This is a genomic window from Streptomyces sp. NPDC127119, assembly GCF_042677425.1.
Lineage (GTDB): Bacteria > Actinomycetota > Actinomycetes > Streptomycetales > Streptomycetaceae > Streptomyces.
Window position 1 is genome coordinate 1 of the sequence record NZ_JBHXTO010000048.1, and the last position, 15,563, is coordinate 15,563.

Sequence of the window (15,563 nt, forward strand, 5' to 3'; positions counted from 1 at the left end):
GGCGCGGCCCCATCAGGGGCGCGGGGAACTGCGCGGGTGACCCCCACCGGCCCGCGGCCGACGTCGAGAGGGTCGTGGCCCTTAAGGGGCGCGGGGAACTGCGCGATCCTTCAGCTCGGCCCCCTGCGGCCCGCAGCCGCGTGAACGGCCAGAACCAGCCGCTGGTTCTCCGGAGCCGCGCCGCCCGGGAACGCGATCCGCCGCCGCGTGTACCCGTACGCCAACCCGCTCCGCGGATCAGCGAACCCCTGCGACCCACCGGCCCCACTGTGGCCGAAGGCCCCCGCCCCCAGGAACGGATGCCACATGTCGGCCGTGGCCTGGAACCCCAGCCCGTACGACTTGTGCGCCCGCGCCACCAGGTCGTACCCCACGGAGTGGATCTGCCCCACCTCCGCGACCGTGTCCGGCTTGAGCAGCGCCGCGCGCCCGTTCAGCTCCCCGACCGCCGCCGCGTACATCCCGGAGAGCCCGCGCGCGGAGGCGACCCCGCCGGCCGACGCCTGCCCGAGGGCGCGCACCGCACGGGAGTTGGGGAAGTCCACCAGCGGCACGGCGCCCGGCACATGCTCGTTGAACGCGATCGAGGCCAGCGTGTGCGGCCCCCGGGGCGTCGCGTCCAGCAGCGCCTGTTCCGGCGGTGTCGGTGCCATCGGCAGCACCGACAGGTACCGGTGCTCCTCCGACTCGGGCAGTCCCAGGTGGAAGCCCAGCCCGTACGGCGCGCGCACCCGCTCCTCGTAGATCTCCTGGAGCGTACGGCCGGTGGCCCGCCGGACGACCTCGCCCGTGAGCGCGCCGATCACCAGCGCGTGGTAGCCGAAGGCCGTGCCGGGCCGCCAGAACGGCTTCTGGCCCGCGAGCCGTTCGGCGATCACCCGGTCGTCGGCCAGTTCGTCGAGGGTGAAGCCCGCGTCCGACCCGACCAGCCCCGCCCGGTGCGCCAGCAGCTCCCGCAGGGTCACCGCCGACTTGCCCTCCGCCACGAACTCCGGCCAGTAGTAGGCCACTTCGCGATCCAGTTCCAGCGTGCCGTCCTGCACGAGGAGGGCGACCACCAGGTGGGCCGCCCCCTTCGAGGAGGAGAAGACACCGAACAGCGTGTCGCCGTCGGTGTCCGCGCCGGTCCACAGATCGACGACCCGCCGCCCCTGTACGTACGCGCTCAACTGGCCCGCGTAGTCCGGGCGTTCGGCGGCGACGACGGACGCGAACTCCTCGCGTACCGCCTCGAAGCCTTCGGCGACGGTGCCGTGGATCTCCTGTGCCATCCGTGCTCTCCTCAGATCTCTGCCGGTGCCGTGGAGCTCTGTGCTCGGTGCCCTTTGTACTCTCGGCGCTCAGGACACCGTCAGCAAGGCCCGCGCCACCTGCGCGAACTCTCCCTTCGGATGATCGCGGAAGAGCGGCTCCGTGCCGAACAGCACGGTATGCGGCCCGCTCACCACCGAAGCCCGCCCGGCGGCCTGCGCGGGTCCGCCGCTGCCGTCCTCCAGCGCACGCCAGTGCCCGGAGACGAGCGGATTCCCGCCGGCCGCGCCCGCGTACGACTGCTCCACGCGCACCCCGGCACCGAGGCCCGTGAACCACACCGGCGCGTAGACGAAACCGTGGTCGGGGGCGCCCGAGGTCACCCCGCCACCGGACGAATTGACCACCTTTACCACGCCGTTGGCGTCCGGGTTGCCCGCCACCGCCTCGACCGGGAGGAGACCGGCGGAGGTGTTGAGAGCCGCTCCGGTGGTTCCCCTGCCCACCAGCCCCTTCCGGCCCACGAAGGTGTTCAGCGCGGTGCGCGCGGCCGGGGTGAGGTCCGCGGGGTCCAGCCCCGAGGACGCGAACAGGACGTCCGCCCGCGACCAGTCGAAGCCCGCGTTCAGGATCGCCGTGGACACCGGGACCACGTCGAAGTTCATCTCCCGCAGCGCGAACAGCTCACCCGGTGCGACCGCCGCGGCCACCCGGACCCGCCGCAACGCGGCGCCGCCGCTCTCCTTCGTCGCGTCGAAGGCCACGTCGTACGTCCTCGCGGCGACCGCTGCCTTCTCACGGGCCGACGCGGGCACGATCGCACCGCCGTCGGCTGCCCGGCGCACCGAAACCCCTTCCCTGAGAAGGGAGTTGAGTGCCGAGATCTCCCGGGCGTCGTCGAGCCGCAGCCGCAGCCGGGGCTGCTGGGTGCCGCCGGACGCCACGTACCCGACCTTCGCGGCGGCGTGCACCGCCCGGTCCGGCACGGCGAGCTTCGAGGTCCGTACGGTGTCGACGGTCGCGCCCCACAGCCGGCCGAGACTCCAGCCGGAGATGTCGTACATCACCGACACCTTGTCACTGATGTCCCGCCCGTCCGCCAGCATCACATGGGCCATGCCGCGCTTGGGCTGCCGAAGATCGACGACGTACGAGCCCTTCGCGTACGCCTTCCCGCCGAGCCCGAAGTCCCTTGTGGCCTGCCGGACCTGGACGTCGTTGGCGAGCAGGTGGTCGACGAGACGGGCCGCGGCCGGCGCCGAGCGCTGGGCGTCCGGGCCCGCCGGAATCACGTACGCGCGCGGGAAGTCGGTGGTGTAGACGTCCTCCGGGCCGATGCCCGGGACACCCGGCACCGTCTCCGGCGAGACCGGGACCTGGGCGGCGCCCGTCACGCTCCGGCGGAACACCTCGATCTGGTCGGCGACCAGTGAACCGCGGTGCGTGCGCGCGTAGTCGAGGCTCGCGCGCATCGCCGCGCCCGCGATGGCCACGTTGATCGACGCGCGGCGGCGCAACTCGGTGACGGGCAGTTCGTCGTACTCCTCGTTGTTCACCGCCATCGGGAACTCGACCGTGTGCGCGGCGACCGTGCCGTGGAACGGCATGTACTGCGGGGTGAAGATCGGCGGCCAGTCGTCCCAGCCCTCCGCCTGGTCCCGGAAGGGGATCTGGGCCGGTTCCACCCCGTCCTTCTCCGGCGTGTATCCGAGGCCGTTGACGGCGGCCTCCATGCCGAGGGCGTTGGCGTAGGTGTTTTTCAGGAACAGGTCGTACTCGTAGTTCTCGCCGTGCGGCGGAGTCGTCGGCTCGATGAGGGTGCCGTTGACGTAACCGTGCAGGTCGACCATGAGCGCGGGCTGCTTGTCGATCGCGATCTGCCGCATCGCCCGTACCTCGGGCTGCGAGGCGGTCACGAAGTCCCGGTTCAGGTCGAAGCCGTTGGCGTTCGCACGGGTGCCGGCGATACGGCCGTCCGGGTTCGCGGTGATGTTGAAGTACACGCGGTGGTGGGCGAGGAGGTCGGCGGTCGTCCCGTCCCTCGCCGTGGCGAGCTTCTCGATCAGCTTGAGGGAGGCGTCCGTGCCCTCCCACTCGTTGCCGTGGATGTTGTTGTTGAAGAAGACCGGCGTCTTGTAGTCCCGCTTCACGGCAGGGTCCTTGGCGGCGGCGACCGGCGCGTTCTCGATCAACTCGCGCAACCGCTCCTGGGCGCGCGCCTGCCGCTCCGACTCCGGCGCGGTGACCGTGACCAGAAACAGCCGGTGCCCACCGGCGGAACGCCCCGCGACCTCCACACTCACCCGGTCGCCCAGGCGCTGCAGCGCGTTCAGCTTCGGGGCGATGGCGTGGTACGGGGTCAGGCCCAGTTTGATGGACTTGTCGGCCGGGTTCTCCGCGTCCGGGGCGAGGACCTGCTCACGCGGATAACCCCGTACGGCCCCGGCGTCGGGGGTGAGTTCGGTGACCGGGGCGGTCAGGGCACGGTCGGCGGCGCTCCCGGGTGCCCCGGCGGCGACGCCGACGCCGTCGGAGGGGCCCGACCCCTCGCGGACCGGCGCCCCCGGGCGGGGCGTCGGGTCGGCGACGGCGCCGTTCGGGGTCAGCAGGAGCGAGGCCGCCGCGGTGGCGGTGGCCGTGGCGATCAGGACGGGTCTCGGTAGGCGCACGTGTACCTCCACGGAGAGGACCTGACAGGGGTCACTTCGGTACGGAGGTCTACCGGCTCGCCCCTCCCGCAACAAGGGGGCGTCGGCGTAACCGATGAGGCGGACGCCGGGTCCCGGACCGGGCGGAGGAGGCATCCTGGGAAGGGACCCGACCCGACCCGGCCGAACCCGGGTCGACCAGGCAGGCACCCGGCAGCACGCGTGCGTGAGGCGAGGAGAGCCCATGGCAACGATCCCGTCGCTCCCCAGCAGGGACGACGTCGCGCGTATCGCGCGCAGCACGACCGACATCACCGGCCAGCTCCTGGACACCGCGGGCAACCTCACCCGTATCGCCGTCAACACCTTCGATCCGAGGGACGGTTCGGGGGCGGAGGTGCTGCGGGTACTGCGCGAGACGACCGCCGAACTGGCCGAGGCGAGCGCGTCACCGCAGGCGCAGGAGGCGTTCTACCGGATGGTGGACACGCTGACACGGCTGGGGACGAGCGGGGCGCCCCTCGCCGTCCACCCGGTCAGCGAACCGGCCCGCGCGCTCCTCACCGCGCTCGGGGACAGCCTGCTGCCGCTCCTCGACGCGGTGGAACCCGCGGTCGAGGAAGCGGCGGAAGCACTGGGAGAACTGGTGGACGCCTCGTCGCCGCTCCTGCCCGCGGCGGCGGGGGTGGCGGCCGGCACGCTGCTGGTGCTCGCGCCGGTGATCCGGGCCGCGGCGGAGGTGCTGCGGGACTCGTCGCCCGAACTGCGGCGTATCGCCGACGCGTTGACGTCCGCGGTGGCTCCGCTGCTGCCGGTGCAGGTGGCGTTGGCCGAACGGGCCGCGGGGGCGGGGGCGGGGGTGGTGCGCGCGGTGGTGCCGCCGCTGGCGGACCTCACGGAAGTGGCCGCGGCCGGCTTCCGGGTGGGACGGCCGGTGCTGATCGCGGGGGAGGAGATGGTGGTCTCCGGCCTCGAACAGCTCCAGCCGCTGCTGTTCGCTTCCGCGGGGTGGGCGGGTCGGGCGGCACGGGTTGTGGCGGTGCGGGTGTCCGCGGCGGTTTCGCCTGCGGCGGGCTCGGCGGTGGTGGTGACGGGCCACCCAGCCTGACCCGCACCCGCGGACGGGCCTGGGCCGGCTCAGAGGGCGCGCGTCCGTAGGGGCTGGCCGCGCAGTTCCCCGCGCCCCTTGAAGGCGGGGCTGAGGCCGGATTCCTGGGTGCGGGTTGTCGTGGGTTGCTCGCGCAGTTCCCCGCGCCCCTGGGGGTGGGGCCAGGCGTCGGTTCGTCCGGCGCGGGCCGGTGGGGGTTGCTCGCGCAGTTCCTCGCGCCCCTGATGGGGCGCAGCCCTCTTGGGGGCGCGGGGAACGGCGCAGTCTTTTGGCTTTTCAGGGGCGCGGGGAACGGCGCAATCTTTTGTTTTTAGGGGCGCGGGGAACTGCGCGGTCAGGCCCCACCGAGCCGTAGGCGGCAAGGCCCCGCCCGGTAGGGTGGGTGTATGCGTGATCTTGGGGTGGGGTTCAGGTACTTGATGCGCGGCCAGCGCTGGGTCGCCGGGCACGGAAAGCAGTTCGGCTTCGGACTGATCCCCGGCCTCATCACCCTCGTCCTGTACGCCGCCGCCCTGATCGCCCTGGCCCTGTGGGGCACGGACTTCATCACCTGGGCCACCCCCTTCGCGGACGACTGGTCGAGCCCCTGGCTCGGCCTCTTCCGCGGCTTCCTGACGGCAGTCCTCTTCGCGCTCGCCCTGCTCCTGTCCGTGATCACCTTCACCGCCGCCACCTTGATCATCGGCCAGCCCTTCTACGAGAGCCTCTCCGAGAAGGTGGACCGGGACGTCTCCCCGGACGGCACGGCCCCCGAGTCGGGCCTCCCGCTCTGGCGCGAACTGCTGATCTCGACCCGGGACAGTCTCCGGATCGTGGCCAGGGCCGTGGTCTGGGGCGTGCTGCTCTTCGCGCTCGGGTTCATCCCGTTCGTCGGTCAGACCGTCGTCCCGGTGATCGGTTTCTTCGTCACGGGTTTCTTCCTCACCGAGGAACTGACGGCGGTCGCGCTCCAGCGCCGCAACGTCGTGCTCCGCGACCGCCTCACCATGCTCCGTTCCCGCAGGATGCTGGTCTGGGGCTTCGGCACCCCGCTGGGCCTCGCCTTCCTCGTCCCCTTCGTCGCCGTCTTCCTGATGCCCGGCGCGGTCGCGGGCGCCACGCTGATGGCCCGCGACCTGCTGGGCGAGGAGACCCGCGAGGAGAACGAGGACGAGGACGACCAGGCTCCCGCGGGTTCACTCAGCGACTGACGTCACTCACCGGCGTCCGCCGCGACCGTGAGGATCGACCGGACCTGGGCGATGATGTCCAGCCGGTTCTGCACGAACTGCGCGTCGGTGACCGTCCCGCTCGCCGGATCGGTGTTGCCCGTCCCGAACTCCAGTACCGGAGTGTGGACATGGCCGCCGGGCAGCGAGCCCGCCAGGCCGAGCCGGTCCCGCAGGAGCGTCGCGCGGTACGCGATCTCGTTGGACAGGTAGTTGCCCCCGCCGCCCGCCCGGGCCGTCGAGCCCGCGGTCGGCCCCTCGGGGCGTACGACGGGATCGGTCCCGCCCGCCGGGATCTCGGTCACCGACGTGTTGTCGTACACGGGGAAGCGTCCCGTGTCCGCCGCGACGATGTCCTTGTACGGCAGGGTCGTCGTCGTCCACTGCGGCTGCGAGGCCGGGTCGGTCACGGGGACGGTCTCGGTGCGGGAGAGGTTCTCGTTGTCGGGGAAGCCGCCCCGCCAGGCCCCGTTGGTGCGCTCGATGTCGATACGGCCCACCCGGCCCTGGCTGACCGTGGTGAACAGGTCGACATGGGGGAGGTGGGCGCGCAGGGTCCGTTCCACGGTCCCATCGGCGAAGTCCTGCCAGCGGACCGGGAAGACGGCCGTCTCGATGCGCGCGGGACCGTCCGCCGTCCTGATCACCGTGCCGTCCAGGGCGAGCGCGGTCGCCCCCGACGGGTTGGAGATCCGTACGTCCCGGTCCAGCGTGAACGGATCGAACCCGGTCACCAGGATCCGCTTGACCTTCTTGGACCCGGCTGTGGACGCGGCTGCGGACTTGTCCTTGGTCGCGGATCTGGACCCGGAGTGCGGGTAGCGGATGGAGTCCTGGCCCCGTGACGTCCGCTCCAGCGCGGCCAGCAGTTTCGCGCGCCGGGCCTCGGTGAGCCCGAACTCCGGCTGCCACTGCCGTACTTCACGCGTCATGCCGAGCCGGGCCCAGTACAGCGGCCGGTCGTCGTCCCTGCTGAGGTCGCCGCCCGCGGGCCCGCGCCCCTGGGCCCGGTCCACCGCCCGCTGCCACAGCCGCGAGCCCTGCCGTTCGATCAGCCGCTCGGCCTGCGCGTACGAGCGGGTCCTGCCCAGGGCCCGGGCGAACTCCGGTGCCACCGTGTCGAATCCGGACCGGGCGAGGATCTCCTGGGGTGCGGCCCGGTCGAGGCGCTGCTCCTCCACGGTGGGCGCGGCCGCGGGGTTCTCCGCGGCGAGGGCGGGCGGTGCGGCGAGTCCGGCCAGGAGAGCCAGGCCGAGGGCGCCGATCCGAACACGTATGTGCGTCAAGGCGGTTCAGGTCCTTCCGTCGCGAGTGGGGACGTCGTCGGATGGCGGCAGTATGCGCGACGCACGGGACGCACGCCACAACGCGTGAGCCCTGTGACGTGCGTGACGTGCATGACGTGTGCGACGTGCGAGACACCGTGGTGCGTGATCCCGTGAAGGTCAGTCCTCACCCAGCAGCGTGAGGAAGTCCCGGAACGCCGCCGGCATGTCCACCGACTCCGGCGCGAGCAGCCACTGGTACTGCAGCCCGTCCATCACCGCGACGAGCAGCGGAGCCGCCCGTTCCGGTGTGAGCCCGCTCGGCAGCCGTTCCCCGTACTCGGTCCGCAGCACCTGTGCCATGTTCGCGCGTACGGCCTCGTACCGCTGCGTGAAGAACTCGCGTGCCGGATGCCCCTCCGTGACGCTCTCGCCGAGGAGCGCCGAGAAGGTCTGTACGATCCCGGGCCGCATGGCGTTGTACTCGACGAGCTGGCCGAGCAGTTCGAGCCGCCACCCGGTGCCGGGGACCGCGTCCCACTGGTCGCGCTCCGCCAGGACGGCGACGAGCAGCGCCTCCTTGGTGGGGAAGTGGTGCAGCAGCCCCTGCGGGGTGAGGGCGACCCGCTCGGCGACCGCGGCCAGGCTCGCGCCCCGGTAGCCGCGCTCGGCGATCACCTCCAGCGTCGCCCGGAGGATCTCCGCACGCCGTTCCGTGCCCCTGGCCGATCTGGGCGCCCCGCTCGTCATGACGTCACCGTACGACGGACGGGGTTCCCCATGCGGCTTCCCATGACATAAATATAACGCGGGCGTAACGAAACCTACCGATCAACAGGTGACGCGGGCAGGATGGCAGTGACGGATCGGTGCGCGACGGAACGCAACGCGACGCTACGCAACGCAACGGACTCAACGAGGAGGCACGGCCATGGCAGGAACGCGGCCCACCCCGGCCGATCAGGCGCGTGAGGCAGTGGTCGAGGCGGCTCTCGCCCGGCTCGACCTGGACACGAAGGCGCGGCTGCTCGCCGGCCAGGACATGTGGTCCCTGCCCGAGCTGCCCGGGATCGGGCTGAGGTCACTGGTCATGTCCGACGGCCCGATCGGCGTCCGGGGCGTGCGCTGGACCGCCGACGACCCGTCCATCGCCCTGCCGTCCCCGACCGCGCTCGCCGCCACCTGGGACCCCGCCCTGGCCCGCCGCGCCGGCCGGCTCCTCGCCCAGGAGGCCCGCCGCAAGGGCGTCCACGTGCTGCTCGCCCCCACGGTCAACCTGCACCGCTCCCCTCTCGGCGGCCGGCACTTCGAGGCGTACAGCGAGGACCCGTACCTCACCGGCCGGATCGGCACCGGATACGTGACCGGTGTGCAGGAGGGCGGGGTCGGCACCACCGTCAAGCACTTCGTCGCCAACGACGCCGAGACCGACCGCTTCACCGTGAACAACGTGGTCTCCCCGCGCGCCCTGCGCGAGCTGTACCTCGCCCCCTTCGAGGCCATCGTCGAGAACGCCCACCCCTGGGGCATCATGACCGCCTACAACTCGGTCAACGGCAGCACGATGAGCGAGCACCGGTACCTCGTCGAGGAGGTCCTGCGCGGCGAGTGGGGCTTCGACGGCTACAACGTCTCCGACTGGATGGCCGCCCGCTCCACCGTCGGCGCCATCGAGGGCGGCCTGGACGTCGCGATGCCCGGCCCGGTCACCGTGTACGGCGCCAAGCTCGCCGCCGCCGTCCGGGCCGGAGAGACCGACGAGGCCAAGGTCGACGAGGCCGTGCGCAACGTCCTGCGCCTCGCCGCCCGCGTCGGCATCCTGGAAGGCGCGGAACCGGTCGTCACCGACCTGCCCGAGACCGTGGACGGCGAGTCCCTGGCCCGCGAGATCGCCCGCCGCGCCTTCGTCCTCGTACGCAACGAAGGCGCCTTGCCCGTCCCCGCCGGGCACTCGGTCGCGCTCGTCGGCGCCGCCGCCCGTGACGCCCGCGTCCTCGGCGGCGGCTCCGCGACCGTCTTCCCGGCCCACGTCGTCTCCCCGCTCGACGGCCTGACCGCCGCACTTCCCGAGGGCACGCTGACGTACGCGGTCGGCGCCGACCCGAGCCAGGAACTGGCCGCCGCCGACAAGGGGTTCGAGCTGCGCGCGGTCTGCCGCGACACCGGGGGCGACGTCCTGGGCACCCGCTCCGCGCCGAGCGGCCACATCCAGTGGATGGGCAACGACCTGCCCGACGGCGTCACCCACGACCGCCTCGACAGCGTCGAACTGACCGGCACCTTCACCCCGCGCGAAAGCGGCTCCCACACGTTCGGGATCAAGGGGCTGGGCGCCTTCACGCTCACGATCGACGGCACGGAGCACTTCGACGGCGTCCAGAGCACCGACCTGGACGACCCGTTCGTGACGTTCTTCGGCGACCCCGTCGAGCGCGCCACGGTGGACCTGACGGCCGGCCGCGTCTACGACGTCTCCCTGCGCCACACCGTCGACGTCCCCGACGACGTGCCCATGCGGGTCATCAGCTTCACGCTCGCCCACCAGGAGCCCGCGCGCGACCCCGACGAGCTGATCGCCGAGGCCGTCGAAGCGGCCCGCGCCGCCGACACGGCGATCGTCGTGGTCGCCACCACCGAACGCGTCGAGTCCGAGGGCTTCGACCGCGCGGACCTCCGGCTCCCGGGCCGCCAGGACGAGTTGGTGCACGCGGTGACCGCCGCCAACCCGAACACCGTCGTGGTCGTCAACTCCGGCTCCCCGGTGGAACTGCCGTGGCGCGACGAGGTCGCCGCGGTCCTCCTCGGCTGGTTCCCGGGCCAGGAGGGCGGCGCGGCCCTCGCGGACGTCCTCACCGGCGCCCACGAGCCCGGCGGCCGACTCCCCACCACCTGGGGCTCGATGGACTCCGCCCCGGTCACCGAGGTCACCCCCACCGACGGCGAACTCGCCTACACCGAGGACGTGTTCATCGGCTACCGCGCCTGGGAAAGGGAGAACCGCACCCCGACGTACCCGTTCGGCCACGGCCTCGGCTACACCGACTGGACGTACGACGAGATCGACGTGACGGGCACGACGGTCACGGTCCGCGTCACCAACACGGGCACCCGCACCGGCCGCGAGACGATCCAGCTCTACCTCGCCCCGACGGACCCCACCCCCGACCGCCCCGCCCGCTGGCTGGCGGGCTTCGCGAACGTCGAGGCCGCCCCGGGGGAGTCGGCCCACGCGACCGTCGACCTCCCGCCCCGAGCCTTCGAGGTCTGGGACGAGACGTCCGACGCGTGGACACCGGTGAAGGGCACCTACGAGATCGAGGCCTCCCACAGCCTCACGGACACGAGGCTGACGGCGACGTATGTCTTCTAGTTTTTGCTTTTAGGGGCGCGGGGCCGAGACATGTGCGGCTCCGCCGCGTGGGCGCGACCAGCCCCCACCGGCCCGCGGCCGAGGACATCGCCCAGCCACCCCTCACGCCGATGGCGTACGGGACGTCACCACCCCGTACGCCATCTCCGCCAGCCGCGCCTGCCCGTCCACACTCGGATGGAACCAGTCCCAGTGGCTCAACTGCGCCGTCCCGAACCGGTACTCGAAGACCGCCCCGCCGTCGAACCGGCACCGCCGCTCCTTCGCACACACCTCTTCCAGAACGGTGTTGTACGACTCCACCCGGTCCTGCACCCGATCCCGCCGCGTCGTCGCCGCCGCACTCAACGAGTCCGCGTCACCGAGCATGGAAGGACAGATCCCCAGCTTCCAGATCTGCTTGCCCACCGGATTCGTCCGCCCCTGCGACCACAGCCGCTTCAGATCGGGCACGCTGGACACGTACACCTGCGTCTTCGGCAACGCCGACCGCAGCGTGCCCAGCGCGTCCTCGAACTGGCTGCGGAAGTCCGCGACCGACGTCATCGAGGACACCGACGAACGGCAGGCGTCGTTCGCGCCGGCCATCACCGTGACCAACTGGGGCTTCTTCGCCGCGGCCTGCGCCATCTGACCGGGCAGGTCGGCCATGCGGGAGCCGGTCACCGCGTAGTTCCAGCTGCGCTGCGACGCCCCGGTCCTCCCCAGGAGCCGTACCGCGAGACTCTTCACCTTCGTGTCGGTGCCGGTCGCCCACGAGACCTCGGGGCAGTCGGTCAGCACCGAGCAGGCGTCGAACCCGCGGGTGATCGAGTCGCCCACGGCGGCCAGCGAGCGCGGGCTGCGGTCCCAGTCCGGCGTGGGCTTCGGTGAGGGTTTCCCGCTCCGCGCGTCAGTTCCTGTCGGGCCCGGGGAGTTGCCGCCGACCGCGTCGCATCCGGTCAGTCCCGCGACGCCGACGAGAGCCGCCACGACGGCCGCGAGGAGGCCCCGCGAACGGTGACCACGGTTTCGCATCCCCAGATCCCCTCGTTCATCACGCAACGACACTCCGCCCCGGAGCGTCCTCCCGGGTGAAACCTCCGTGTTTCCGGGCGCTTGGACCGACGGTACGTCACACTCCTTGCGCCCTCGCACGGTAGCCTCGGCACACGTGGCTGCCCTGCCACTGAACGATCCGCCAAGCCGCAAAGTGCCCGCTCTGTCCGGAGGTGCCAGTGACGACACGTGGAGTTCTCTACGTGCACTCCGCGCCGCGTGCGCTGTGCCCGCACGTCGAGTGGGCGGTCGCGGGCGTGCTCGGCACGCGGGTCAGCCTCGACTGGATCCGGCAGCCCGCCTCGCCCGGGACCTGGAGATCCGAGTTCTCCTGGAAGGGCGAGGTCGGCACGGCCTCCAAGCTCGCCTCGGCGCTGCGCGGCTGGCAGATGCTGCGCTTCGAGGTGACCGCCGAGCCGTGCGCGACCGCCGAGGGCGAGCGCTACAGCTGCACCCCTGATCTGGGCATCTTCCACGCGGTGACCGGGATCCACGGCGACATCCTGATCCCCGAGGACCGCCTGCGCGCCGCCCTGGCCCGCTCCCAGCAGGGCGAGACCCACCTGGAATCGGAACTCACCCGCCTCCTCGGCAAACCCTGGGACGACGAACTGGAACCTTTCCGCTACGCAGGAGAGGGCGCCCCGGTCCGCTGGCTCCACCAGGTGGTGTAGGGGCGCCTGCTTCCAGGGGCGCGGGGAACGGCGCAGTCCTTTGCCTTTTGCCTTTTAGGGGCGCGGGGAACTGCGCGACAAGCCCCCACCGGACCCGCACGCATCCACAACGCCAAGTGGCCCGGCCCCTCAAAGAGGAGCCGAGCCACTCACAGCTGGCCAGGGGCCGAAGTTCAGACCGTGCGGAACGCCAGCACCACGTTGTGCCCACCGAACCCGAACGAGTCGTTCAGCGCGGCGATCCGCCCCTCGACGGGCAGCTTCCGGGCCTCCCCGCGAACGATGTCCGCGGTGGCCTCCGCCTCGGGGTCGAGGTTCTCGACGTTGATGGTGGGCGGCGCGATCCGGTTGTAGAGCGCCAGCACCGTGGCCACCGACTCCACCCCACCCGCACCACCGAGCAGATGCCCGGTCATGGACTTCGTACCGGACACGGCGAAGTGGTCGGCGTCGTCGCCGAAGACCTTCCGCAGTGCCTTCAGCTCGGCCACGTCACCGGCCGGCGTGGAGGTCGCGTGCGCGTTGACGTGCACGATCTCCGCCGGGTTCAGGTCCGTGCTGTCGAGCAGGTGCTGCAGCGCGGCAGCGATACCGCGGCCCTCCGGCTCCGGCTGCACGATGTCGTGGCCGTCGGAGGAGATGCCCTGGCCGACCGCCTCCGCGTAGACACGGGCCCCGCGCCTGGCGGCGTGCTCGGCCGACTCCAGGACCAGGACGCCGGCGCCCTCGCCGAGGACGAAGCCGTCACGGCCGATGTCGTAGGGACGCGAGGCGCCCTGCGGGTCGTCGTTGTTCTTGGACATCGCCATCATGTTGCCGAACGCGGCGATGGGCAGCGGGTGGATGGCCGCCTCGGTGCCACCGGCGACGACGACGTCGGCGCGGCCGGTGCGGATCATCTCGATGGCGTAGCCGATGGCCTCGGCGCCCGACGCGCAGGCGGAGACCGGGGTGTGCACACCGGCGCGGGCGCCGACGAGCAGCCCCACGTTGGCCGAGGGGCCGTTCGGCATGAGCATGGGAACGGTGTGCGGGGAGACGCGGCGTACGCCCTTCTCCTTCAGCACGTCGTACTGGTCGAGCAGGGTCGTGACGCCACCGATGCCGGAGGCGATGACCGTGCCGAGCCGGTCGGGGTCGACGGTCGCGCCCTGCGCGGCGGCGTCCGACGCCTCGGCGCCGGCCTTGTCGGTGAAACCTGCGTCGGCCCAGGCCTCCTTGGCCGCGATCAGCGCGAACTGCGCCGAGCGGTCGAGGCGGCGGGCCTGCGGGCGGGGGATGACCTCGCCCGGCTCCACGGCGATCTGTGCCGCGATACGGACCGCCTGGTCGGCGGCCCAGTCCTGCTCCAGAGGGCGGACGCCGGAACGTCCGGCGACCAGGCCCTCCCAGGTAGAGGCTGCGTCGCCACCCAGCGGTGTGGTTGCGCCGATACCGGTGACGACCACGGTGCGATTGGTCGGGCTCACGGGAATTCTTTCTCCAACGGATACGAGGATTCAGCGGCGCCACCGCCGGGTGGCGGGGCTAAGCGGGTCCGGTGCTGTCCGGTGTGGTTCGGCAGTGCCCCGAAGGGGCGCGGGGAACTGCGCGACCAGCCACAACGGACTCGCGGGCGAAGCAGTGCACTCTCAGCGGAGCGCTCAGCCCTGGTGCTTGAGGATGTACTCGGTCGCGTCGCCGACCGTCTTGAGGTTCTTGACGTCGTCGTCGGGGATCTTGACGTCGAAGCGCTCTTCGGCGGCGACGACGACCTCGACCATGGACAGCGAGTCGACGTCGAGGTCGTCGGTGAAGGACTTCTCCAGCTGGACGTCCTCGACCGGGATGCCGGCGATCTCGTTCACGATGTCGGCGAGACCGGCGACGATCTCTTCCTGAGTGGCGGCCATGTCAGGCGCTCCTTCTTGTGTATCCAGAGGGTGTGGCGGTACGGCCGCCCGGAAAGTTCCGGACGGTGTGCCTAGGGGAGGGTAACGACCGTCGCGGCGTACACGAGACCCGCCCCGAAGCCGATGACGAGCGCGGTGTCGCCGCTCTTCGCCTCGCCGGTCGCCAGGAGCCGCTCCATAGCGAGCGGGATCGAGGCGGCCGAGGTGTTACCGGTGGTGCGCACGTCACGCGCGACCGTGACGTGTTCCGGCAGCTTGAGAGTCTTCACCATCGAGTCGATGATCCGCTCGTTGGCCTGGTGGGGAATGAAGACGTCCAAGTCGTCCGCAGTGAGTCCGGCGGCTTCCAGCGCCTCCTTGGCGACCTTGGCCATCTCGAACACGGCCCAGCGGAACACCGCCTGGCCTTCCTGCGTGATCGCGGGAAACTTGACCTCGCCCTTGGAGTCCAGGGGCAGCTGGGACACGTCCCCGCTCCTGAACCGGTCCCAGGGCACGGTCTGCTTGATGGTGTTGGACTTGTCGCCCTCGGAACCCCACACCGTGGGGCCGATGTGCGGCTCCTCGGAGGGGCCCACGACGACCGCGCCCGCGCCGTCACCGAACAGGAAGGCCGTCGCGCGGTCCTCCAGGTCGGTCAGGTCGGACAGTCGCTCGACGCCGATGACCAGCACGTACTCCGCGGAGCCGTCCACGATCATGCCCTTGGCGAGGGTCAGTCCGTAGCCGAAGCCGGCGCAGCCCGCCGAGATGTCGAAGGCCGCGGCCTTCGCCGTGCCGAGCTTGTCGGCGATCTCGGTGGCGACGGCCGGGGTCTGGCTGAAGTGGGAGACGGTCGAGACGACGACGGCGCCGATCTGCTCGGCGTTGATCCCGGCGTCGGCGATCGCCTTGCCGGACGCCTCGATCGACATCGCGGCGACGGTCTCCTCGGCGTTGGCCCAGTGCCGGGTCTCGATGCCGGAGCGCGAACGGATCCATTCGTCGGACGAATCGATGCGTTCGAGGATGACCTCGTTCGGGACGACACGAACCGGGCGGTAGCCGCCCACACCGAGGATCCGCGCGAACGGGGCGCCCTTGCGGGCCTTGATCTTCGACATGCTCAG

Annotated in this window: 12 protein-coding genes; 4 read left to right on the forward strand and 8 right to left on the reverse strand. The window is 71.6% G+C overall.

Translation table 11 applies throughout. The features are described from left to right. Positions 1 to 110: 110 nt before the first annotated feature. On the reverse strand, positions 111 to 1,271 hold the full coding sequence (locus tag ACFVH5_RS21300) for a serine hydrolase domain-containing protein (RefSeq protein ID WP_385835202.1): 1,161 nt from the start codon (positions 1,269 to 1,271) through the stop codon (positions 111 to 113). 69 nt (positions 1,272 to 1,340) lie between these two features. Further along, entirely contained in the window at positions 1,341 to 3,920 is a 2,580-nt protein-coding gene (locus ACFVH5_RS21305) for a M14 family zinc carboxypeptidase (RefSeq protein ID WP_385835203.1), read from the reverse strand. A 223-nt stretch (positions 3,921 to 4,143) separates the two neighbouring features. Between ACFVH5_RS21305 and ACFVH5_RS21310 the strand changes: the two genes are divergently transcribed. Then, the gene (locus ACFVH5_RS21310; RefSeq protein WP_385835204.1) at positions 4,144 to 5,007 is read left to right on the forward strand and encodes a hypothetical protein; all 864 of its coding nucleotides are present in this window, start codon (positions 4,144 to 4,146) and stop codon (positions 5,005 to 5,007) included. Positions 5,008 to 5,393: 386 nt separating this feature from the next. Continuing rightward, on the forward strand, positions 5,394 to 6,197 hold the full coding sequence (locus tag ACFVH5_RS21315) for an EI24 domain-containing protein (RefSeq protein WP_385835205.1): 804 nt from the start codon (positions 5,394 to 5,396) through the stop codon (positions 6,195 to 6,197). 2 nt (positions 6,198 to 6,199) lie between these two features. Here ACFVH5_RS21315 and ACFVH5_RS21320 read toward each other — a convergent pair whose 3' ends face one another. Both ACFVH5_RS21320 and ACFVH5_RS21325 read right to left on the reverse strand, forming a co-directional pair. Then, positions 6,200 to 7,501 carry a pyroglutamyl peptidase gene (locus ACFVH5_RS21320; protein ID WP_385835206.1) on the reverse strand — a complete coding sequence of 434 codons (1,302 nt, stop codon included), beginning with the start codon at positions 7,499 to 7,501 and terminating at the stop codon, positions 6,200 to 6,202. A gap of 159 nt (positions 7,502 to 7,660) precedes the next feature. After that, positions 7,661 to 8,230 carry a TetR/AcrR family transcriptional regulator gene (locus ACFVH5_RS21325; protein WP_384807418.1) on the reverse strand — a complete coding sequence of 190 codons (570 nt, stop codon included), beginning with the start codon at positions 8,228 to 8,230 and terminating at the stop codon, positions 7,661 to 7,663. A 181-nt stretch (positions 8,231 to 8,411) separates the two neighbouring features. Between ACFVH5_RS21325 and ACFVH5_RS21330 the strand changes: the two genes are divergently transcribed. Beyond that, positions 8,412 to 10,850 (forward strand): glycoside hydrolase family 3 protein, encoded by a 2,439-nt coding sequence (locus tag ACFVH5_RS21330; protein ID WP_385835207.1) that lies wholly within the window; start codon positions 8,412 to 8,414, stop codon positions 10,848 to 10,850. Positions 10,851 to 10,952: 102 nt separating this feature from the next. Here the strand turns inward: ACFVH5_RS21330 and ACFVH5_RS21335 are convergent, their stop codons facing one another. After that, positions 10,953 to 11,867 (reverse strand): SGNH/GDSL hydrolase family protein, encoded by a 915-nt coding sequence (locus ACFVH5_RS21335; RefSeq protein WP_385835208.1) that lies wholly within the window; start codon positions 11,865 to 11,867, stop codon positions 10,953 to 10,955. 200 nt (positions 11,868 to 12,067) lie between these two features. Between ACFVH5_RS21335 and ACFVH5_RS21340 the strand changes: the two genes are divergently transcribed. After that, complete coding sequence (locus ACFVH5_RS21340) at positions 12,068 to 12,562, forward strand: DUF3145 domain-containing protein (RefSeq protein ID WP_107018521.1); 495 nt, start codon at positions 12,068 to 12,070, stop codon at positions 12,560 to 12,562. A 173-nt stretch (positions 12,563 to 12,735) separates the two neighbouring features. Here ACFVH5_RS21340 and ACFVH5_RS21345 read toward each other — a convergent pair whose 3' ends face one another. The 3 genes from ACFVH5_RS21345 to ACFVH5_RS21355 form a co-directional block, all read right to left on the reverse strand. After that, a complete protein-coding gene (locus ACFVH5_RS21345; protein WP_385835209.1) occupies positions 12,736 to 14,031 on the reverse strand; it encodes a beta-ketoacyl-[acyl-carrier-protein] synthase family protein in 1,296 nt (431 codons plus the stop codon). Positions 14,032 to 14,205: 174 nt separating this feature from the next. Next, complete coding sequence (locus tag ACFVH5_RS21350) at positions 14,206 to 14,454, reverse strand: acyl carrier protein (protein WP_055611752.1); 249 nt, start codon at positions 14,452 to 14,454, stop codon at positions 14,206 to 14,208. 71 nt (positions 14,455 to 14,525) lie between these two features. After that, a complete protein-coding gene (locus ACFVH5_RS21355) occupies positions 14,526 to 15,557 on the reverse strand; it encodes a ketoacyl-ACP synthase III (protein ID WP_384807423.1) in 1,032 nt (343 codons plus the stop codon). Positions 15,558 to 15,563 lie beyond the last annotated feature (6 nt).